Annotated in this window: 17 protein-coding genes and 2 tRNA genes; 14 read left to right on the top strand and 5 right to left on the bottom strand. The window is 32.6% G+C overall.

From position 1 onward, the window contains the following. The first annotated feature begins 1 nt into the window (after window position 1). Together mgtE and HX088_RS03110 are read left to right on the top strand one after the other, a co-directional pair. Window positions 2–1,357 (top strand): magnesium transporter, encoded by a 1,356-nt coding sequence (gene mgtE / locus HX088_RS03115; protein ID WP_225539339.1) that lies wholly within the window; start codon window positions 2–4, stop codon window positions 1,355–1,357. Between the two features lie 11 nt (window positions 1,358–1,368). Then, window positions 1,369–1,818 (top strand): GyrI-like domain-containing protein, encoded by a 450-nt coding sequence (locus tag HX088_RS03110; RefSeq protein WP_286483338.1) that lies wholly within the window; start codon window positions 1,369–1,371, stop codon window positions 1,816–1,818. A gap of 69 nt (window positions 1,819–1,887) precedes the next feature. Here HX088_RS03110 and HX088_RS03105 read toward each other — a convergent pair whose 3' ends face one another. Beyond that, window positions 1,888–3,039, bottom strand: a complete 1,152-nt coding sequence (locus tag HX088_RS03105) for a sensor histidine kinase (protein ID WP_286483337.1) — start codon at window positions 3,037–3,039, stop codon at window positions 1,888–1,890. A 157-nt stretch (window positions 3,040–3,196) separates the two neighbouring features. On the opposite strand from HX088_RS03105, the gene HX088_RS03100 reads away from it, so the two are divergent. The 3 genes from HX088_RS03100 to HX088_RS03090 all read left to right on the top strand — a co-directional run bounded on the left by HX088_RS03100 (window position 3,197) and on the right by HX088_RS03090 (window position 8,767). Beyond that, window positions 3,197–5,974, top strand: a complete 2,778-nt coding sequence (locus HX088_RS03100) for a 2-oxoglutarate dehydrogenase E1 component (protein ID WP_286483335.1) — start codon at window positions 3,197–3,199, stop codon at window positions 5,972–5,974. 18 nt (window positions 5,975–5,992) lie between these two features. After that, window positions 5,993–7,216 carry a 2-oxoglutarate dehydrogenase complex dihydrolipoyllysine-residue succinyltransferase gene (gene odhB, locus HX088_RS03095; RefSeq protein WP_188319783.1) on the top strand — a complete coding sequence of 408 codons (1,224 nt, stop codon included), beginning with the start codon at window positions 5,993–5,995 and terminating at the stop codon, window positions 7,214–7,216. 279 nt (window positions 7,217–7,495) lie between these two features. Further along, entirely contained in the window at window positions 7,496–8,767 is a 1,272-nt protein-coding gene (locus HX088_RS03090; RefSeq protein ID WP_260543965.1) for a T9SS type A sorting domain-containing protein, read from the top strand. Window positions 8,768–8,829: 62 nt separating this feature from the next. Here HX088_RS03090 and HX088_RS03085 read toward each other — a convergent pair whose 3' ends face one another. The 3 genes from HX088_RS03085 to mtaB form a co-directional block, all read right to left on the bottom strand. Then, on the bottom strand, window positions 8,830–9,432 hold the full coding sequence (locus tag HX088_RS03085; protein WP_286483330.1) for a porin family protein: 603 nt from the start codon (window positions 9,430–9,432) through the stop codon (window positions 8,830–8,832). Window positions 9,433–9,538: 106 nt separating this feature from the next. Beyond that, entirely contained in the window at window positions 9,539–10,066 is a 528-nt protein-coding gene (locus HX088_RS03080; RefSeq protein ID WP_171622654.1) for a DUF4136 domain-containing protein, read from the bottom strand. Window positions 10,067–10,178: 112 nt separating this feature from the next. Further along, window positions 10,179–11,513: a tRNA (N(6)-L-threonylcarbamoyladenosine(37)-C(2))-methylthiotransferase MtaB gene (gene mtaB / locus HX088_RS03075; RefSeq protein ID WP_225539335.1), complete on the bottom strand. Its 1,335-nt coding sequence runs from the start codon at window positions 11,511–11,513 to the stop codon at window positions 10,179–10,181. 56 nt (window positions 11,514–11,569) lie between these two features. Between mtaB and HX088_RS03070 the strand changes: the two genes are divergently transcribed. From HX088_RS03070 to mtgA, 5 genes are all read left to right on the top strand, one after another. Beyond that, on the top strand, window positions 11,570–13,156 hold the full coding sequence (locus tag HX088_RS03070) for an ABC transporter substrate-binding protein (RefSeq protein ID WP_260393810.1): 1,587 nt from the start codon (window positions 11,570–11,572) through the stop codon (window positions 13,154–13,156). A gap of 232 nt (window positions 13,157–13,388) precedes the next feature. Further along, window positions 13,389–14,972 (top strand): FMN-binding glutamate synthase family protein, encoded by a 1,584-nt coding sequence (locus HX088_RS03065; protein ID WP_171622656.1) that lies wholly within the window; start codon window positions 13,389–13,391, stop codon window positions 14,970–14,972. 79 nt (window positions 14,973–15,051) lie between these two features. Further along, on the top strand, window positions 15,052–15,963 hold the full coding sequence (locus tag HX088_RS03060; RefSeq protein WP_286483322.1) for an RHS repeat protein: 912 nt from the start codon (window positions 15,052–15,054) through the stop codon (window positions 15,961–15,963). Further along, entirely contained in the window at window positions 15,963–16,181 is a 219-nt protein-coding gene (locus HX088_RS03055; RefSeq protein WP_171622659.1) for a hypothetical protein, read from the top strand. Before HX088_RS03060 ends, HX088_RS03055 begins: the two co-directional genes overlap by 1 nt. A gap of 343 nt (window positions 16,182–16,524) precedes the next feature. Beyond that, window positions 16,525–17,196: a monofunctional biosynthetic peptidoglycan transglycosylase gene (mtgA, locus tag HX088_RS03050; protein ID WP_188319788.1), complete on the top strand. Its 672-nt coding sequence runs from the start codon at window positions 16,525–16,527 to the stop codon at window positions 17,194–17,196. Window positions 17,197–17,292: 96 nt separating this feature from the next. On the opposite strand, the gene HX088_RS03045 is transcribed toward mtgA, so the two are convergent. After that, window positions 17,293–18,048, bottom strand: a complete 756-nt coding sequence (locus HX088_RS03045) for a glycerophosphodiester phosphodiesterase family protein (protein ID WP_171622661.1) — start codon at window positions 18,046–18,048, stop codon at window positions 17,293–17,295. Window positions 18,049–18,215: 167 nt separating this feature from the next. Between HX088_RS03045 and guaA the strand changes: the two genes are divergently transcribed. The 4 genes from guaA to HX088_RS03025 all read left to right on the top strand — a co-directional run bounded on the left by guaA (window position 18,216) and on the right by HX088_RS03025 (window position 20,828). Next, window positions 18,216–19,748, top strand: coding sequence for a glutamine-hydrolyzing GMP synthase (gene guaA / locus HX088_RS03040; RefSeq protein ID WP_188319790.1), 1,533 nt, complete (start codon window positions 18,216–18,218; stop codon window positions 19,746–19,748). A 66-nt stretch (window positions 19,749–19,814) separates the two neighbouring features. Then, window positions 19,815–20,393 carry a xanthine phosphoribosyltransferase gene (gene xpt, locus HX088_RS03035; RefSeq protein WP_260543950.1) on the top strand — a complete coding sequence of 193 codons (579 nt, stop codon included), beginning with the start codon at window positions 19,815–19,817 and terminating at the stop codon, window positions 20,391–20,393. A gap of 211 nt (window positions 20,394–20,604) precedes the next feature. After that, window positions 20,605–20,675: transfer RNA gene (locus HX088_RS03030), tRNA-Gln, on the top strand. An 82-nt stretch (window positions 20,676–20,757) separates the two neighbouring features. Then, window positions 20,758–20,828 (top strand) — tRNA-Gln (locus tag HX088_RS03025). The last annotated feature ends 6 nt before the right edge of the window (window positions 20,829–20,834 follow it).

The raw sequence follows: 20,834 nt of genomic DNA, 5'->3' as shown, positions 1-20,834 counted from the left end.
TATGGAGGTGAAAATTACAAAAGATTTTATTGAACTTTTAACAGAAAGAATCAATCAACAAAATGCAAAAGAGGTAAAGGAGATGTTGCAAGATTTGCACCCCGCCGATATTGCCGAATTGTTTGATGAACTTTCGACCAAGGAACAGTCTTTTGTAATTGATTTGCTCGATAACGAAATTTCTGCTGATATTCTTCTTGAATTAGAAGAGGATGATCGACGTAAATTTCTGAAAACACTTACTGCAAAAGAGATTGCAGAAGATGTGATTAACGAGATGGATACCGATGATGCTGTTGATGTGATTAATGAGCTTTCGGACGAAAAGAAAGATGAGGTAATTGCACAATTAGAAGACCAAGAACACGCCCGTGAAATTGTTGATTTATTACGATATGACGAAGACACAGCTGGGGGGTTGATGGGTAAAGAGTTGATCAAAGTGAATAAAGATTGGTCGGTGATTACAGCTGTTAAACAAATGCGTAAACAAGCAGAGGATTTTGAAGAGGTTTTTTCGATTTATGTGGTCGATGAAGATGATAAATTACTTGGGACATTGAGCTTGAAACGTTTGTTAACAACTTCTGCAAATTCTAAAGTAGCCGATGTTTACAACGAAAAAATACAATATGTAAAAACCTATACAACTGACTTGGAAGTTGCCAAAGTGATTGAGAAATATGATTTGTACGAAGTTCCAGTTGTAGATGAATTGATGCGTTTGGTTGGAGTGATTACGGTAGATGATGTGATTGATGTAATTCGTGAAGAAGCTGAAGAAAATTATCAATTGGCAGCAGGGATTACGCAAAATGTAGATTCGGACGATAGTATTTTGAAGTTAACACGAGCTCGTTTACCTTGGCTTTTATTGGCTTTGGTAGGTAGTTTTATTGCAGTAAATGTATCTCAAAGTTTTAGCGATGCAATGGATTTGTATCCTCAACTATTCTTTTTTACACCACTTGTTGCTGCCATGGCAGGAAATGTTGGCGTGCAATCTTCCGCAATTATTGTTCAAGGGTTGGCTAATAGTAATATTTCTGGTTCTATTTGGAAAAGACTCGGAAAAGAAATGTTATTGGCCTTGTTAAACAGTACTTTGTTAGCGCTTGTATTATTAGTCGCAACACATTTTTTAATGAGTACGAGTTATGAAATTTCTTCTACAATAGTATTGGCCTTAGTAATTGTTATGATTTTAGCAAGTTTAATTGGGACGTTTATTCCTATTACGTTGCATAAATATGGCGTAGATCCAGCAATTGCAACAGGTCCGTTTATTACAACAAGTAATGATATCTTTGGGCTGTTAATTTATTTTTCGATTGCAAAAATGATTTTAGGATTTTAAACGATAACAAAATGAATACATTGAAAATTATTGGAATTTCGATTCAGACTTCAAATAACAATCACCAAGCGATTGAAGATTTAGGAAAATTATGGCATCAATTTTTTACGGATAGTATTATCGAAAAGATTCCTAATAAAATCAATGCTAATATTTATTCCATTTATACAGATTACGAAAGTGATTTTAAAGGAAAATATACAACAATTATTGGTTGTGAAGTTTCTTCTTTAGATGAAATTCCAGAAGGAATGGTTGGAAGAGAATTTCAACCTCAAACGTTTAAGAAATATATCGCCAAAGGAGAATTGCATGAAGCTGTAGCGAAAACTTGGAATGATATCTGGAATGATGACGCAAATTTAAATCGTACGTATATATACGACTACGAATTATACACCGAAAAAGCACAAAACCCTGCTGATGCCGAAATTGAGATTTATATAGGAGTGAAAGCTTGATATTTTTAGTATAAAGCTATAGAAATTAGAGAAAAAGTTTTCTAACTTCTATAGCTTTAATCTTTGAAGTTATTTCCTCAACAAAATCTTAAATTCAGTTCCAGTTTCTTTAGAGGATTTGGCAACAAATATTTTTCCTTTGTGATAATCTTCTATAATTCGTTTTGCTAACGATAAACCCAATCCCCATCCACGTTTTTTGGTTGTAAATCCAGGCTCGAAAATCTTTCTTTGTAATTTTGTTGGAATGCCAGATCCAGTATCAGCAATAGTAATTTCCACAAATTTATTGGTTGTCGTAATGGTAATATCCAATACGCCTTTATTTTGCATGGCATCAGCTGCATTTTTCATCAAATTTTCGATTACCCAACTGTATAAGGAAGCATTGAGGTTGATCTTAAACTCTTTTACATCTGTTCTGAAATTAATTTCAATACCTTTTGATATACGTTGCGAAATATAATCAACCGTTTGTTTAGAGGTCGAGATTAAATCGATTGGTTTCAACTCAGAAGTCGAACCTATTTTAGAAAAACGTTCAGCAATATGTTTTAGACGATCAACATCTTTTTCAATTTCCACAACGGATATCTGATCAATATCTTCTAATTTTAAAAGTTCGACCCAACCCATCAGAGAAGAAAGTGGTGTTCCAATTTGATGCGCAGTTTCCTTTGCCATTCCAGCCCATAAATAACTTTTTTCGGTTTCGCGAATAGTTTTGAAATACCAATACGAAAAACCAAAAAAGATTAAAATCAATAAAATAATGATAAGTGGATAGTATTGTAATTGACTTAAAAGTTTGGAGTTTTTAAAGTAAACAAAATTTTTAGAACCAATTAATTCGATTTCAATAGTTTGGTTAATTGATTTCATTTTTTGTACATACCTCTCTAATTTTACAGAATCTTTTACAATTGATTCATCAATGTTTTTAGTATCTACAATAATTCCTTTTTCATCTACAAGTGCAACCGGAATAGATTTGTTGTCTTTGATTAATTTAAATAAAAAATCTTGCGTTTTAGAATCTAAAAATTCTGATGAGCTAATTAACTCTAACGATCGGGCATAATTTTCTACACGATTATGTTCTTCAAGTTTTAATTCTTCTACAATTTTGTTACTTGACCAAATGGTAATGGAAAAAATAACAATTATTATAAAGAAGCCAATCCAACGTTTGTTTATTTTTCTTGTTAGAAAATTTCTCATCTAAATGTAAAATCTTTCTTAAATTTATATCAAATGTAATCATTATTTGATTATAATATATTTTTATGGCGCAATAAGATAAATATGATGAAAGTAATTTTTTTTAAAGCCTTAAATAGTTTATTTTTGTAGCTAAATCTCATAGAGAGTAAAATTTATGGATCGTTTTTCGTTTTTAAATGCCGCTCATTTAGAGTTTATAGGCGACTTATATGATCAATACGTCCAATATCCGGATAGTATTGAACCAAGTTGGAAAGCTTTTTTCCAAGGGTATGACTTTGCAAATGCAACATATGATGGAGAGCCATTATTTGCACCAGCACCTAACAAAGGTAATCAGACAACGCAAGCAAGGGTGAATCCTGCCGTTGTTTCTCAAGTTCCAGACAATGTACAAAAGGAGTTTAAAGTGATCAACTTAATTGATGCTTATCGTACTCGTGGACATTTGTTTACAAAAACTAACCCTGTTAGAGCGCGTAGAACTTTTGAACCTTCATTAGATATCAAAAACTTCGGTTTGACTGATGCTGATTTAGGGTTAACATTCAACGCTGGTGAAATTTTGGGAATCGGTGGGCCAATCACTTTACGTGAAATCATTGGACACTTAGAAAACATGTACTGCGAATCTATCGGAATCGAGTATATGTATGTTAGAGAACCTCAAAGAATTAATTGGATTCAGAATTGGTTAAACCAAAACTTGAATCAACCAAAATTATCGAAAGAGGAGAAAGAGCGTGTATTAGAAAAGTTGAATGAAGCTACTGCTTTTGAGAACTTTATGCACACTAAATATGTTGGACAAAAGCGTTTCTCAGTAGAAGGAAATGAATCATTGATTCCTGCTTTGGATACATTGATTAATCGTTCTGCAGATCACGGTGTACAAGAGGTTATCGTAGGGATGGCTCACCGTGGACGTTTGAATGTTTTGGCTAACATTTTTGGAAAATCATATTCTCAAATCTTTTCAGAATTCGAAGGAAAAGCGTTTGATACAGATTTGATGGCTGGTGATGTTAAATATCACATGGGATCATCTAATCAAATCAAAGCATTGAATGGAAAAGAAATCAAAATCAATTTAGCACCAAATCCATCTCACTTAGAGACTGTAGATGCAGTTGTTGAGGGGGTTACACGTGCAAAAGCTGAGGAAGATTATAAAGATGATTATTCTAAAATTATTCCAATCTTAATTCATGGTGATGCTGCTGTAGCTGGACAAGGAATCGTTTACGAAGTTGTTCAAATGGCAGGATTAGACGGATATAAAACAGGTGGTACAGTACACGTTGTTGTAAATAACCAAATCGGATTTACAACAAATTATTTAGATGCCCGTACATCTACTTATTGTACAGATGTTGCGAAAGTAACATTATCTCCTGTAATGCATGTAAATTCTGATGATGTAGAGGCGGTAGTTCATGCTTTCCGTTTTGCAGCAGATTATCGTGCACAATTCGGTTCTGATGTATTCATCGATTTATTAGGATACCGTAAATATGGACATAACGAAGGTGATGAACCAAAATTCACTCAACCAAAATTATATAATGTAATCTCTAAACACCCAAATCCTCGTGAAATTTACAAGGAACAATTATTAAAAGAGGGTGTAATTGGAGAAGAAATTGTAAAACAAAAAGAAGCTGAATTTAAAGCGTTATTAGAAAAAAACTTCGAAGCTTCTAAAGAAATCGAACGTAACCATATCTTCCCTTTTATGCCGGAAGAGTGGGAAGGTTTTGAAATTGCTGATGATGCGAAAGTTTTTGAACAAGCAAATACCGCTTATGACGAAGCGAAATTAAGAGAAATTGCAAAAGCTGTTTCTACAGTTCCAGAAGGTAAAAAATTAATCAAAAAAGTTTCTCGTTTGATTGAAGGACGAGGAAAAATGATTGAGGAAGATAAAATTGACTGGGGATTAGGAGAAGCTTTAGCTTTCGGTTCTATCTTAACAGACGGACGTAATGTACGTGTTTCTGGAGAAGATGTAGAGCGTGGAACATTCTCTCACCGTCATGCGGTTGTAAAAACTGAAGACACAGAAGAAGAAATTATTTTATTAAACCATATTAATGATGAGCAAGGTCAATTAAGAATCTATAATTCATTATTATCTGAGTATGCAGTTTTAGGTTTTGATTATGGATATGCAATGGCTAATCCAAAAGCATTAACAATTTGGGAAGCTCAGTTTGGAGATTTCGTGAATGGAGCACAAATTGTAATCGATCAATACATTTCTGCAGCTGAAGATAAATGGAAATTACAAAACGGTTTAGTGATGTTATTGCCTCATGGATATGAAGGACAAGGAGCAGAGCACTCTTCAGCACGTTTAGAGCGTTTCTTACAAATGTGTGCTGGTAACAATATGTTTGTTGCAAACATCACAACTCCAGCGAACTTCTTCCATGCATTAAGAAGACAAGTCGTTACTGATTACCGTAAACCATTGGTTGTCATGTCTCCAAAATTTTTATTACGTCATCCGTCAGCTGTATCATCATTAGCAGATTTCACAAATGGAGGTTTCCAAGAAATCATCGAAGATGTAACAGTAGATGCTAAGAAAGTGAAAAAAGTAGTTTTCTGTTCAGGTAAAATCTACTATGACTTAGACAAAAAACGCCAAGAATTAGGAGATAAAGAAACTGCAATTATTCGTTTAGAACAATTATATCCATTAAACGAAGAAAAAGTAGATACTATCATCTCTAAATTTGGTGATGCTAGATTGGTTTGGGCACAAGAAGAGCCAGAAAACATGGGAGCTTGGATGTATATCTTACGTAAATTAAGAAAATATCCATTCGACGTAGTTTCACCAGCAGAAAGTGCAGCAACAGCACCAGGTTCAAGCAAACGTTGGGCTGCAATTTACGAAGAGGTAATTAATAAAGTATTCAATTAAAAAATAAAGCTAATAGATATGTTAGAAATGAAAGTCCCATCACCAGGGGAATCAATAACAGAAGTAGAAATCGCTACGTGGTTAGTAAAAGACGGTGATTACGTAGAAAAAGACCAAGCAATTGCAGAGGTTGATTCAGATAAAGCAACATTAGAATTACCAGCAGAAGAAAGTGGAATTATCACTTTGAAAGCTGAAGAAGGTGATGTTGTAGAAGTAGGACAAGTTGTTTGTCTTATTGATACATCAGCTGCTAAACCAGCAGGAGGAAGCGCTGAAGCTCCTAAAGCTGAAGTAAAAGAAGAAGTGAAAGCTGCTCCAGCTCCAGTTGCAACACCAGCACCTGCTGCTCCAGCTACAACATATGCTACTGGAACTCCATCTCCAGCTGCTAAAAAAGTTTTAGATGAGAAAGGTATTGACGCTTCTCAAGTAAAAGGATCAGGACGTGACGGTCGTATCACTCAAGATGACGCAGTTCGTTTTACTCCAGCAATGGGAACTTCTACTCAAGGAACACGTGCTCAATCAGAGAAAAAATTATCATCATTACGTCGTAAAATTGCACAACGTTTAGTTTCTGTTAAAAATGAAACTGCAATGTTAACAACATTCAACGAAGTTGATATGTCAGCAATTTTTGCTTTACGTAATCAATATAAAGACGAATTCAAAGCGAAACATGGTGTTGGTTTAGGATTTATGTCATTCTTTACAAAAGCAGTTACTCGCGCATTAGAGATGTACCCAGATGTAAACTCTATGATCGACGGTGACTACCAAGTTAAATTTGATTTTGCAGACGTTTCTGTTGCAGTATCAGGACCAAAAGGTTTGATGGTACCAGTAGTTCGTAATGCAGAAAACTTAACTTTCCGTGGTGTTGAGCAATCTATCAAAGATTTAGCAATCAAAGTACGTGACGGAAAAATTTCAGTTGATGAAATGACAGGAGGTACATTTACAATCACAAATGGTGGTGTATTTGGATCAATGATGTCTACTCCAATCATCAACCCACCTCAATCTGGTATCTTAGGAATGCACAATATTGTTGAGCGTCCAGTTGTTAAAAACGGACAAATTGTTATTGCTCCAATGATGTATGTTGCTTTGTCTTATGACCACCGTATTATTGACGGACGCGAATCTGTTGGATTCTTAGTTGCAGTTAAAGAAGCGGTAGAAGATCCATTAAATGTATTAATGGGAGGTGATGCTAAAAGAGCTTTAGAATTGTAATACAAGAACATTCTAACAATCCATAAATTGAAAGCCATTCGTAAGAATGGCTTTTTTGGTTTATGATATTTTCTAATTAATATTATTGTATTCTGTTTTTTAATAAATGAATTTCAAGAATTTCTTCTTTTTAAACAGAGTAAATTTTTTAAATAATTAATTGATAATCACTAAATTATTCTTTAATTTTTAGGAAAATAAATCTATTTGATTTTCCTTCTATCCATCTGTTGATAAAATAGTTTAATTTTAAAGTATTGAATTAACACTTTAATAATTATGAAGAAAATTTACTTATCAGCATTTACTTTATTAATGCTTTTAAATTCGAACGCACAGGTTTATGATGTAGGGACATGGGCTCAAGTTACTGATATCTCAAATAATGGTGTAGCTGTTGGGAATGCTGCTGGTGTTTTACATTTTAAATGGACAAAAGAAGATGGTCCTTCTGTAATTGGAGAATTATCTGGAAGTGATGATTATATTTCAGGTAATACAACTATTTCTGCTGATGGGACTTTGGTGTCGGGAACTATGACAAATCCTGATACAGGAAATGATGAATTGGCGCTTTATAATATTTCTAACAATAAATGGGAATTTATAGGAGGGAAGGATACTTCTGCATGGGGTATGTCAAGTAATGGTGAAACTTTAGTTGGATTAAAATTTTTAACAGCTTCACAAGCATTACCTATTGTTTGGAATAGAAAAGATGGAATAAAACAATTGCCGTCAACTTTCTCAGGTAAAAGCGCAAGAGCTAATTCTGTTAACAACGACGGAACAATGGTTGTTGGTTGGCAAGATGATGAAAATGGTTTTCGTAAAGGTGTGTATTGGAAAAATGGAGTACAAACTCATATAAAAGATTTACAAGGAAATGAAGTAGGGGAAGCATTGTCTGTTTCTGCTGATGGTAATATAATTGTTGGATTTAATGATCCAGAAGGATATATCTATAATGTTACAACAGGTGTTTATACAATGGTAGAACATCCAGATCCAGAATATGTATCATCTATAATTGCGGTTTCAGATGATGGTAATGTTGCTGTTGGATATTCAAGATTATGGTATGCAACAAATACGGACGGAGAAGGTTTTATCTGGTTTAAAGATAAAGGTATGGTTAAAATTGAAGACTATGTAAAAGAAGCTGGATTTGATGACAAAAGCTTCACTTTTGTATTACCAACAGGAATTTCTCCTAATGGACAATATATAGGAGGAATTGGAATTAATTGGGATGAAATGGATTTGAAAGGTTTTGTCATAAAATTGAAAGATAATTTAACTGTAACAGAAAACGTTATAGAGAAAAATATCACAACGATTTCGCCAAATCCTGTCATTGATGAAATGACAATAAACTCAAAAGAGAAAATTAATACAATAGAAATTTATAATTTAGTAGGTCAACAAGTTTGGAAATCAACTAAAGTTACAACTAATAAAATTGATTTAAATTTCTTAAATAAAGGAGTTTATATGATTAAAATTAATACAGATTCTACTAACGAATCAATTAAGTTTATCAAAAAGTAATTCATTCAGATTAACACAAAAAAAAGTCGCTCAATAGTTGAATATGAGCGACTTTTTAAATTTTATTTAAAAAAATAAGTAAGTCCTAATGTTAAGAAAGAAGAACGATTCGTTCCATTGTCCCAACGAGTATAGTCATAGGTGTCAATTAATCCATATTGATAGCGTAAATTGATTTCATATTTTCTATCAATAGAATAACCACCCCCAATATTAAAAGCTAAATCAAACGATTTAGGAACATTATTTGTTCTTTCTGGCTCATTTTCATCAAATTTTTCTGATACTTTGAAACCTAATTGTGGTCCTCCTTCAACAAAGAAATCTTTTCCTTGATCATCAAAATAATATTTATACATAATTGGAATATTGATATAGTTCAAGAACGCTTTATATTTATCGCCCCCTTCTTTATATAATGAATATTCTCCTTGAGTAGTATATAAAACTTCGGCTTGTAAATAGTGGTTTTCATTTCGTGTTGTTAATTGATATTTCGCTACACCTCCAGCTAAAAATCCAACTCTCTCTTTAGAAACTCCATGAACAATAGTTGTATTACTAAGTCCTACACCACCTTTTACTCCATATTCCATTTGAGCAAAAGACAAAGTAGATAAACTTAATAAGATTAAGCTTAATAGATTGGTTTTTAAATTTTTCATAAGTTATTGTATATTTTTTAACAAAATTAAAGTTTTTTTTAATACAATTTTCATTCCACAAAAAAGCTCTTCTTTGGAAGAGCTAATATGATAAAATAGTTTAAAATTATTGTTTTGGTTGTGGTGGAAATTTAGCTAAAATTTCTTCAATAGCTTTCGGTATTCTTTCCGCTTTTGCACTAATATTACTCAAGTTCAGATCAGATCCTACACCTTGCCATACCAATACATTTCGTTTGTCATCTACAATGTCAAGAACAATTGTGCCTGCTTGATAAGATGAAACGCTATTTCCATAATAACCGGCGTAGTATCCGTAAGGACCATACCCCCAATTGTTATTGTTTACAGAAATTTGTTCTTTTGAACTTGTTAATAAATTAACTACCAAATCGGCATCAGTATTTACTTTTGTAAAACCTTTTGCTGCCATTTGTGCATCAATTGCGGCAATTAATCTGTTTTTATCTAAATCGTTCACCTTCAGCTTATCCAAGCCTTTTTGATGGAAAGAATAAGTTTTATACGTTGCGAAATTTGCTGATCTATCATAATCTGTACTTACCTGAACTGTACCACAGCTCGTTACAAATAAAGACAACAAAATTATAAAAGTAAAATGTATAATTTTCATGACCTTAATTTTTAATTAAAACTACAATTATTATTCCTAAATGTAAAGTTAAATTAAAAAAAAGAAGCTCAAAACAATTGAACTTCTTTTTAACTAATATTTACAAAATTTATTAGGCTAATTCTAACTCGTTAATTTTTACTTCAACAATACCATTGTGATTGATTCTTACTAAATCTACAAGTTGTGTTTGATTGACTAATTCAAGATTAAAATCCGTCTGAACTTTTACATAATTTTCTGTAAATCCGAACATTTTTCCATCTTTGTTGTCATGTTCCCAAAGCACTTTTTGAGTTGATCCTAATTGAGATTGGTAAAAAGCTTGGCGTTTTTTCTCCGATAGTATACGCAACATTTTATTGCGACGTTTACGCTCTCCTTGATCTACAACACCATCATATTCGATAGCTTCTGTATTATCTCTTTCAGAATAAGTAAATACATGTAAATAGCTAATAGGTAATTCGTTCAAGAAATTATAGGTATCCATAAATAATTCTTCAGTTTCACCAGGAAAACCAACAATCACATCTACGCCAATACAAGCATTTGGCATTACTTCTCGAATCTTCGTTACACGATCTAAATAAAGATTTGATAAATAACGACGTTTCATTTTTTTCAAAATTTCATCATTACCTGATTGCAATGGGATATGAAAATGTGGAACAAATCGATTGCTTTTAGATACAAAATCAATTGTTTCATTTTTCAATAAATTTGGTTCAATAGATGAAATTCTAATGCGTTCGATTGCTTCAACTTGATCCAATTCTTGCACCAATTCTAAGAAAGTATGTTCGTGTTTTTTATTTCCGAATTCACCTTTCCCATAATCACCAATATTTACACCAGTCAATACAATTTCTTTGATTCCTTTTTGTGCAATTTCATTCGCATTTTTGATCACATTTTCTACAGTATCTGAACGTGAAATTCCACGTGCCAAAGGAATCGTACAATAGGTACATTTATAATCGCAACCATCTTGTACTTTCAAGAATGCACGTGTACGGTCACCAATTGAGTATGAACCAACGTAAAAATCGGCCTCTTCAATTTCACAAGAATGTACAATCGTTTCTTCTTTTTTATTGATATCGTCTAAATATTCAGCAATATTGAATTTTTCTGCAGCTCCTAAAACCAAATCAACACCTTCCATTTCCGCAATTTCTTGCGGTTTCAATTGCGCATAACAACCTACAATGACAACAAAACCTTCTGGATTTGCTTTCATTGCATTTTTCACAATCGTTCTGCACTCTTTGTCTGCATTTGCGGTTACCGAACATGTGTTTATTACGTACACATTCGCAGAATCTGTAAACTCAACTTTCTGATAACCATTATCTTTCAAGTTTCTCGCGATCGTCGAAGTTTCAGAAAAATTAAGCTTACATCCCAATGTATGAAATGCAACTGTTTTAGTTTGATTATTCATAGCTGCAAATTTAAGAAATTATCCATAGTTTTGAAACATAAAAAAATCACCTTTTTATGATGACTAAATACTTTATCTACATTATGTTATTCGTTTCAGTATTTTCGTGTTCCAAGAAAATAGAAATCGATGAAAACAAAGTATTTAAGCTTAATCGTTACGATAATATTTCTTCTTTAGATCCGATTAATGCACGCACACAAGCCAATAACTGGGCATGTAACTTGATATACAATAGTTTGGTAAAGATTGATAACCAATTGGAAATTCAACCAGATATTGCGAAATCTTGGTCGATTTCTGAAGATGGTAAATCTTATGTTTTTCATTTACGTAACGATGTTTACTTCCACAAGCACGAAGTGTTTGGTAAAGATTCTACAAGAATTGTGACAGCCTCAGACTTCGAATATAGTTTTAATCGATTAAAAGATCCTAAAGTTGGAGGTTCTGGTGGTTGGATAATGAATAATATTGATTCGTATAAAGCAATTAATGATACAGTTTTCGAGATTAAATTGAAAGAAGCGTATCCTGCTTTTCTTGGTTTAATATCGATGAAGTATGCTTCTGTTGTTCCAAAAGAAATGTTTAGAAATGGAAACGAAGATTTCATCAAACATCCTATCGGAACAGGTCCTTTTCAGTTTAAAATTTGGGAAGATAACGTGAAAATGGTATTTAGAAAAAATCCAATTTATTTTGAATTTGATGAAAAAGGGCAACGTTTACCATATTTAGAAGCGGTTAATTTATCTTTTTTACCAGAGAAAAATTCTGAATTTTTAGAATTAATCAAAGGTAATTTAGATATGATGGCAGATTTGGACCCGTCTTATAAAGATGAAATTCTGAATCCAATAGGTGATTTGAATCCAAAATATGCGCATCTATTAACAATTCAAAAAGTTCCTTATTTAAGTACAGTTTATTTGTGTTTTTATCTGGATGCACCAAATGCAGTTGATTTGAAATTGCGTCAAGCCTTAAATTATGGAGTGAACAAAGATAAAATCATCAAATACATGATGAAAGGTCAAGCCTTTGAAGCTGATGGAGGTTTCATACCAAAAGGTTTACCTGGATATTCTGCTGAAAGCGGTTATGCATATAATCCTGAAAAAGCGCGTAAATTAATCAATGGTTATAAAAAAACAACAGGCAAGATAGAGCCTATAGAGTTGACAACTGTGCAAGAATACGTAGATGTTTGTGAATATATTGCTGCAGAAATGGCTAAACTAGGTTTACCAATAAAAGTAAATGTAGTACCTGGACCTACTATGCGCGATGGAAAATCGACAGGGAAATTTACACTTTTTAGAGCAAATTGGGGTGCAGATTATCCAGATGCCGAAAACTTTTTGTCCTTATATTATTCGAAAAATTTCGCACCAGAAGGACCAAATTATTCACATTACAAAAATGTAGAATTCGACAAATTGTATGAAGAAGCTTTTTTAATCAATAATCCAGAGGAACGTGCAAAAAAATATCAAAAAATGGATGCATTGATGATGCAAAATGCGCCAATTCTACCATTATTCTATGATCAGACAACGTTGTTTTTGAATAAAAAAGTGAAGAATTTTTCAATGGGACCAATCAAATTATTAGATTTAACACGAGTATACAAAGAATAATTCGTTTAACTTTTCATAGAAAGATTGAATATCTTTTAATAAAAATTGAATAATATTTCATTTTATTTCACGACATTCGATAATTGTTAGCTTATTTGAAATAAGCAATTTTCTCTAACGTTTGAAATCAATATTTTAAAACAAATTATTTCAGAATTTAAGCGATAAAACCGAGTTTTTTTAGATATATTTGACAGCAAATTTTTAATCAAAATCATTTAAATTTTTACTTATGAAAGTAAGACAACTTTTCGTAGTAGGATCTATCATTACTCTTGTTGCAATTGGAGTAATCTCTTATTTTTGGCCAGGAATTCTTTGGTCTTTAATAATTATTCTTCCTTTAATTGCTTTAGGAATTGCTGATATTACGCAAACAAAACATGCTATTAGAAGAAACTTTCCTATTGTAGGACATGGCCGTTATTTATTGGAAAGTATTCGTCCAGAAATCATGCAATATTTTGTAGAAACGGATACAGAAGGAAAACCGATCGACCGTTTGATGCGTAGTATGGTTTATCGTCGTGCAAAAAATGTAATTGATACGGTGCCTTTCGGAACGCAATTAGATGTTTACGAACCAGGATATGAATGGTTAAACCATTCGATGTATGCAGGTAAAATTAAACATGCAGATGATCCACGTGTTAAAGTTGGAGGAAGTGAATGTAAGCAGCCTTATTTAGCAAGTTTATTGAACATTTCTGCCATGTCTTTCGGATCATTAAGTGAAAATGCTGTGTTGGCAATGAACAAAGGTGCAAAATTAGGAAACTTTGCTCACAATACAGGTGAAGGAGGAATTTCTCCTTATCACTTACAACCAGGTGGAGATTTAATTTGGCAAATTGGTACAGGATATTTTGGATGTCGTGCAAAAGACGGAGGATTTGACCCTGATAAATATGTAGAGCGCGCAAGTTTACCAAATGTAAAAATGATTGAATTGAAAATTTCTCAAGGTGCTAAACCAGGGCACGGAGGAATTTTACCAGCAAATAAAAATACACCAGAAATTGCAGCAATTCGTGCTGTAGAACCTTATACAACTGTAGATTCACCTCCATCTCACTCGGCTTTCTCTGATGCTGAAGGGATGTTACATTTCATCAAACAATTAAGAGATTTATCTGGAGGAAAACCAGTTGGTTTCAAATTATGTATTGGGATCAAACGTGAATTTATTGAAATTTGTGAAGCAATGATCAAAACAGGTATTAAGCCAGATTATATCGCAATTGATGGTGGAGAAGGAGGAACAGGAGCTGCGCCTGTAGAGTTTTCTAACTCTTTGGGTATGCCATTATTAGATGGTTTAGCTTTTGCGGTTGATACATTACGTGGTTATGGTCTTAAAAAAGATATTCGTGTGGTCGCTTCAGGAAAAATAATTTCTTCTTTCCATATTGCACGCGCTATGGCGATTGGTGCTGATTTGGTTTATTCTGCTCGTGCCATGATGATGGCTGTAGGTTGTATTCAAGCGTTACAATGTAACACAAATACTTGTCCTGTTGGTGTGGCAACACAAGATCGTGAATTGATGAAGGGATTAGATGTAGAAGATAAAGCAACGCGTATGTATAATTTCCACAAGAAAACAATGCATATTTTATCTGAATTAATTTCTGCAACAGGTGTTAAATCGCACAGAGATTTTAACCGTTCTCATGTTAATTTACGTATCGACAATACACGTATTATGTCTTATGACCAATTATACCCAATTGTAGAAGAAGGTGCATATGTTGGCATGTCTGTAGAAGAAGTTTTACAAGAAATTAGAGTTCGTACAATGAGCAAGGTGAATTAATCAAACTCAAAAAAATATTTTTAAAGCTCAATTTCGATTGAGCTTTTTTTGTATTTAGTATTTTTTTATATTTATGATGATGAATTGTTATAAGTACAAATACAATGGTAAAGAGTTACAAGACGATTTTAATATTAATTTGTATGATTACGGGGCACGAAACTACGACCCTGCTATTGGACGTTGGTTCAACATAGACCCGCTCGCGGAGAAAATGCGTCGACATTCGCCTTACAACTACTCATTCAACAATCCTATCTTCTTCATCGACCCTGATGGAATGGCACCTGATGATTGGATTAGATTATCAAATGGTTCAATGGTTTATGACAGTAGGGTAACAAATCAAGATTCTGCAACAGAAAGATATGGTTCTGATTCTACATATCATTCAACTGGATATTCATATACAGCAACAGATACTGGAAATAAAATTACATTAGGAGACAATGGTTCTTTTACTTCCAACGGAGAATCTTTTACAGCGGTTAATCAAGCTAATAATCAGACTATTGAACAAGGAAATGATGATAAAGGCTTTTGGGGAAATTTATCTAAATCAGATAATTTTCTTGCTAAATTAGGCTATGGAATGGCTAATGATATTTATCTCACTTCCCAAGTTTTAGATTTTGATTTAGATATAATCGGTGAGAATGTCTCTAATCCTCTTACAGGACAAAGAGCATACACAAATTTAGACGGTTCTACAGAATATAATAGTGGAAATGTAGCAGTTTCATTCTCTACTACAGTAATGCCTTTAGCAGGAGAAGCGAAACTTGCCCCTGAATTAAAAACGCTAAATGCTGCTCAATTTTCATCTATGTTTAAGGGTACTGCTATAAGCAGAGCTTCTGCTCAAACAAGAGGTTTATTAAATAGAGGATATAATAAAGGTGTTAACTTTATAAAAGATAGAACTTCAGGAGATTATATCAGTATAATTTCATCATTTAAACCAGAAGAAAATAACCAGAAGAAAAAATAATGAAATTTTTAGAAATAATTTTTAAACAAATCATAACTATATATATTGGTGCAGTAATTCTCTTTTTTATATATAAGTTAACAGGAAATAATAAAAAATTCAGCGAAATAATAAATGCTAACCATAAAGAGTCTAATTATGATAGAATAAAAGCTTTTTACATTGGGATAGCTGTCTTAATAATTATAGTATTATTATTAAAAAAGTTTATAAAGTAAAAGTGGGTAATGTTCCAGAAGTGTTGTTATCACACAATCCACACACAAACAACAATTTAATCATTAAATAACTTTACCCAATAGTGGACTAAGGTAGTGTTCCAGATGTGTTGTTACACTACAAAATTACAATAAAGTAAAAGGCAAACAAACGTTTGCCTTTTGTTATTTTATCAGTTTTAGTAAAGCTTTAATTTCTTTAATGAAGATAGCATTATTCTCATTAATAAATCGATTTACAAAGTGAGTAAAGTTAAAAAAGATGACAGACGAATTCGATAGAAAAATTTTTCCAAAATTCAATAAATCCTATAACTTTGCTTTTGTAATTTAAGGTAAAAACATGTTCAAATTTATACGTAAAGTTATACTTTATCTTTTTGTAATACATCTTGTTTACATCGTTGTTTTAAAATGGATTAACCCTCCTTTTACCATCACACAAGTTCAACAAGGAATAGAACAAGGAAAATTTAAGCGCGATTATATTTCGTACAACGAAATGGGACGTAATATTAAATTAGCAGTAATTGGTTCTGAAGATCAAAAATTTCCTGTTCACAATGGATTTGATATGGACGGAATACAAAAAGCAATCGAAAAAAACAAAGAAGGAAAAAAACTTCGTGGAGGTTCTACGATTTCTCAACAAGTTGCAAAGAATGTTTTCTTGTGGCAAGGTCGTTCTTGGTTGAGAAAAGGATTGGAAGTGTATTTTACATTTATGATTGAAAAAATTTGGGGTAAACAGCGTATTTTAGAAATGTATTTGAATACTTCTGAAATGGGAATTGGTGTTTTTGGAGTTGAAGCTGCATCAGAATATTATTTTAATAAACCTGCGAAAGATTTAACGAAGAACGAAGCAGCTCGTATTGCAGCAGCTTTACCATTGCCACGAAAATATAATGTCAATCCGCCTTCGTCTTTTATCAGTAGACGCGCCAGTCATATCGAGCGTCAGATGCGAAATATACAAGGAAGTGCTGATTTAGAAAAAGTTTTAGGAGAATAATAAAAAAGAGAAGTTAATTAACTTCTCTTTTTTGTTTCCAATAAATTTTAACAGCAGAAATTTTTTCTAATTCTTAGTGATTTTAAAGAATTTAAATTATTTCGTCAAAAGCTCTTTTAAAATCAACGGTTTGTCAGTAGTGATATAATCTACTTTCAAATCAATCATTTCTTGCATGACTTTGGGTTGGTTAACTGTCCAAACATTCACCAATAATCCCAATGCTTGTGCTTCTTTTACCCAATTCGGATTTTTCTGAAAAACCTTGTAATTGTAATCAATTCCATTCCAACCTTTTTCTTTTATTTCTTTAGGAGATAAATCACCATTTAGGTAAGAAACATGATGTTCAGGCGCTAAACGTTTAAATTCATCACAAATATTTTGACTAAAAGAAATGATTTCAATTTGGTCTTCAATTTGATGTTTTTTGATCAATTCAACTGCTTTTTTTACAGCACGATTTTCATTTTCTTTGGATGAATGAGGTTTTAATTCGAAAATTAATTTAACATTTTTATTCTTTTTTCCTTGTTCAATATATTCTTCCAAAGTTGGCATATTTTCGTTGTTAGCCAATTTCAACGTTTTTAAAACAGTAGAGTTTGTCGTCTCAATTGTATAGCCTTGGTAATGATCATCGTGATTTACCATCAAAACATCATCAGCACTAATCAACACGTCAAATTCAGAACCGTAAACATTAATTTCTTGTGCAGATTTTAAAGATTGAATTGAATTTTTTGCATTGTTTTCAGTATCCCAATAACCACGATGAGCGATTATTTTTTGCGCATTTGCCATATTTGCGAACATAAAGGTTGTTAAGGCAGTAAATATAATTTTTTTCATGATGAATTATTTCTCTCAACAAAAATATTTCGATAAATTGATTTTAAAGTTAGGATCATATTAAGTTAAAATTAAACTTTCAAAATCTATCGAAAAGCAGAAAAAATGAAGCGAATAAAATTGGGATTCAACCGAAATTCGCTTAATTTTGCACAAAGACAAACACAATGACGCAAGGAATTATTATTTTAGATTTTGGCTCGCAATACAATCAATTAATCGCGCGCCGAATTCGAGAATTTGGAGTTTACACAGAAATTATTCCCTACAACACTTCAATCGAAGAAATCAAAAAACACAATCCAAAAGGAATTATTTTATCAGGAGGTCCTTCTTCAGTTTTTGGAGATGAAGCTGCTTTGGTAGAAAAAGAATTATTCGAATTAGGCGTTCCTGTATTAGGAATTTGCTATGGAATGCAATTGATTTCTCACTTATTAGGAGGTGAAGTTAAAAAAGGAGAAAAAGGAGAATATGGAAAGTCTGAATTAACTGTTTTAGCTCAAAACAGCTTATTTACAGGAGTTCCAGAACAATCTACAGTTTGGATGAGCCACTTTGACGAAGTCATAAATGCGCCAATTGGATTTACAGTTTCAGGAAAATCAAACATCGATATAGCAGCAATTGCTAATGAAGAACGTCAGATCTTTGCGGTACAATTTCACCCAGAAGTTACACATTCAGAATATGGTTCAACAATGTTAGAAAACTTTGTTTTCAATATTTGTCAGGCTGAAAAGAATTGGGTTTTAAAAGATTTTATCGAAACAGAAATTGCTCGTATAAAAGAAGTAGTTGGTGATAAAAAAGTGATTTTAGGTCTTTCGGGAGGAGTAGATTCTTCTGTAGCTGCGGTTTTAATTCATCGTGCAATTGGTGATCAATTAACTTGTATTTTTGTTGATACAGGTTTATTACGTAAGGATGAAGGGAAAAAAGTAATGGAAAATTATGGAAAACACTTCAACATGAACATCAAAATGGTAGATGCTGCGGATCGCTTTTTATCTAACTTGAAAGGAATTGAAGAACCAGAAGCCAAACGTAAATCGATTGGACACGATTTTATTGCCGTTTTTGATGAAGAATCGAAGAAATTTGATGATGCTTCTTTCTTAGCGCAAGGAACTATCTATCCTGATGTAATCGAATCACAATCTGTAAAAGGTCCTTCTGCAACGATTAAATCACACCACAATGTAGGTGGTTTACCAGAAGATATGAAACTTCAATTATTAGAACCATTACGCGAATTATTTAAAGATGAGGTGCGTAAAGTTGGAGTAGAATTAGGTATTCCTCGCGAATTAGTTTACCGTCATCCTTTCCCAGGACCAGGTTTAGGTATCCGTGTTTTAGGTGAAGTAGATGAAGAGAAAGTACGTATTTTACAAGAAGCTGATCAAATTTTTATTGATGAGCTTTATGCACATAATTTATACGACGAAGTTTCTCAAGCTTTCGTTGTATTATTGCCTGTGAAATCGGTTGGTGTAATGGGAGATGAGCGTACGTACGAATATACAGCAGTTGTTCGTTCAGCTAATACAATCGATTTTATGACAGCAACATGGTCAAAATTACCTTACGAATTCTTAGAAATCGTTTCGAATAGAATCATCAACGAGGTGAAAGGAATTAACCGTGTAGCCTACGATATCAGTTCAAAACCACCAGCAACTATTGAGTGGGAATAAACGAATTATTATATAAAGTCAGCCATAGTGCTGACTTTTTTGTACACTATAAAAACTAATATTAAAATGGAACTTTTAAAAGAAAGAATTCTGAAGGATGGAAAAAGTTTCGAAGGTGGAATTTTAAAAGTAGATAGTTTTATCAATCATCAAATGGATCCTATTTTGATGAAAGCTATCGCTTCAGAATTTGTTCAACGTTTCTCTGATCTTAAAATTAACAAGATTATTACCATCGAAGCAAGTGGAATTGCACCTTCTATATTGGTTGGTTTAGCACTAGAATTACCTGTTGTTTTTGTGAAAAAATCCAAACCAAAAACAATGCAAGATTTTTATTCTACGCAAGTTTACTCTTTTACAAAAGACAGAACGTACGATGTATGTGTAAGTAATCAATATTTAAATGAAGACGATAATGTAATTTTTATCGATGATTTTTTAGCAAATGGAAATGCAGCATTAGGTGTAAAAGATTTAATCAAACAATCTGGAGCAAATCTTTTGGGAATGGGATTTATCATCGAAAAATCTTTTCAAGAAGGACGAAATCGATTAATAGATCAAGGAATTCGTGTTGAATCGTTGGTTAGAATTGATTGGTTAGGAGAAAACTCGATTGAATTTGTTGAAGAAAAAATGTAAAAGAAAGCAATTTTAAGTACTTATTTATTCGAAAATAGAATCTAAAAAATGAATGTTTTCAATATTTTTCAAAAAAGAAAAAAAAATAACATTTTTTTAAAATTCATTTTCAATGGATTATCAAAACAATCGTCTGTTTTAGCTAAAAACATGTAAAATTAGTTTTGGAGAATTAAAAAACCTTTCTATATTTGCACAGCAATTAAGACATAGACCCATGGTGTAACGGTAGCACATCGGTTTTTGGTGCCGCTAGTTGGGGTTCGAATCCCTGTGGGTCTACTAAATGTCTTAAATCTCAATAAAAAAATTGTTGAGATTTTTTTATCTAATAAAAGTTGCGAAAATTGAAATAAAATGTAGCAGACCCATGGTGTAACGGTAGCACATCGGTTTTTGGTGCCGCTAGTTGGGGTTCGAATCCCTGTGGGTCTACAATTT

This window comes from Empedobacter sp. 225-1, assembly GCF_030328185.1.
In the GTDB taxonomy this organism is placed as follows: domain Bacteria; phylum Bacteroidota; class Bacteroidia; order Flavobacteriales; family Weeksellaceae; genus Empedobacter; species Empedobacter stercoris.
Note: the sequence above shows the minus strand (reverse complement) of the source record. Positions and strands in the feature narration are given on the sequence as shown.

Bases quoted from the DNA above. Each gene is read 5' to 3' on its own strand.
- guaA (WP_188319790.1), top strand. From the start codon at position 18,216: ATGACGCAAGGAATTATTATTTTAGATTTTGGCTCGCAATACAATCAA.
- HX088_RS03100 (WP_286483335.1), top strand. From the start codon at position 3,197: ATGGATCGTTTTTCGTTTTTAAATGCCGCTCATTTAGAGTTTATAGGC.
- HX088_RS03055 (WP_171622659.1), top strand. From the start codon at position 15,963: ATGAAATTTTTAGAAATAATTTTTAAACAAATCATAACTATATATATT.
- xpt (WP_260543950.1), top strand. From the start codon at position 19,815: ATGGAACTTTTAAAAGAAAGAATTCTGAAGGATGGAAAAAGTTTCGAA.
- HX088_RS03070 (WP_260393810.1), top strand. From the start codon at position 11,570: ATGATGACTAAATACTTTATCTACATTATGTTATTCGTTTCAGTATTT.
- HX088_RS03085 (WP_286483330.1), bottom strand. From the start codon at position 9,432: ATGAAAAATTTAAAAACCAATCTATTAAGCTTAATCTTATTAAGTTTA.
- mtaB (WP_225539335.1), bottom strand. From the start codon at position 11,513: ATGAATAATCAAACTAAAACAGTTGCATTTCATACATTGGGATGTAAG.
- HX088_RS03065 (WP_171622656.1), top strand. From the start codon at position 13,389: ATGAAAGTAAGACAACTTTTCGTAGTAGGATCTATCATTACTCTTGTT.
- mtgA (WP_188319788.1), top strand. From the start codon at position 16,525: ATGTTCAAATTTATACGTAAAGTTATACTTTATCTTTTTGTAATACAT.
- HX088_RS03105 (WP_286483337.1), bottom strand. From the start codon at position 3,039: ATGAGAAATTTTCTAACAAGAAAAATAAACAAACGTTGGATTGGCTTC.
- HX088_RS03060 (WP_286483322.1), top strand. From the start codon at position 15,052: ATGAATTGTTATAAGTACAAATACAATGGTAAAGAGTTACAAGACGAT.
- HX088_RS03045 (WP_171622661.1), bottom strand. From the start codon at position 18,048: ATGAAAAAAATTATATTTACTGCCTTAACAACCTTTATGTTCGCAAAT.
- HX088_RS03080 (WP_171622654.1), bottom strand. From the start codon at position 10,066: ATGAAAATTATACATTTTACTTTTATAATTTTGTTGTCTTTATTTGTA.
- HX088_RS03090 (WP_260543965.1), top strand. From the start codon at position 7,496: ATGAAGAAAATTTACTTATCAGCATTTACTTTATTAATGCTTTTAAAT.
- mgtE (WP_225539339.1), top strand. From the start codon at position 2: ATGGAGGTGAAAATTACAAAAGATTTTATTGAACTTTTAACAGAAAGA.
- odhB (WP_188319783.1), top strand. From the start codon at position 5,993: ATGTTAGAAATGAAAGTCCCATCACCAGGGGAATCAATAACAGAAGTA.
- HX088_RS03110 (WP_286483338.1), top strand. From the start codon at position 1,369: ATGAATACATTGAAAATTATTGGAATTTCGATTCAGACTTCAAATAAC.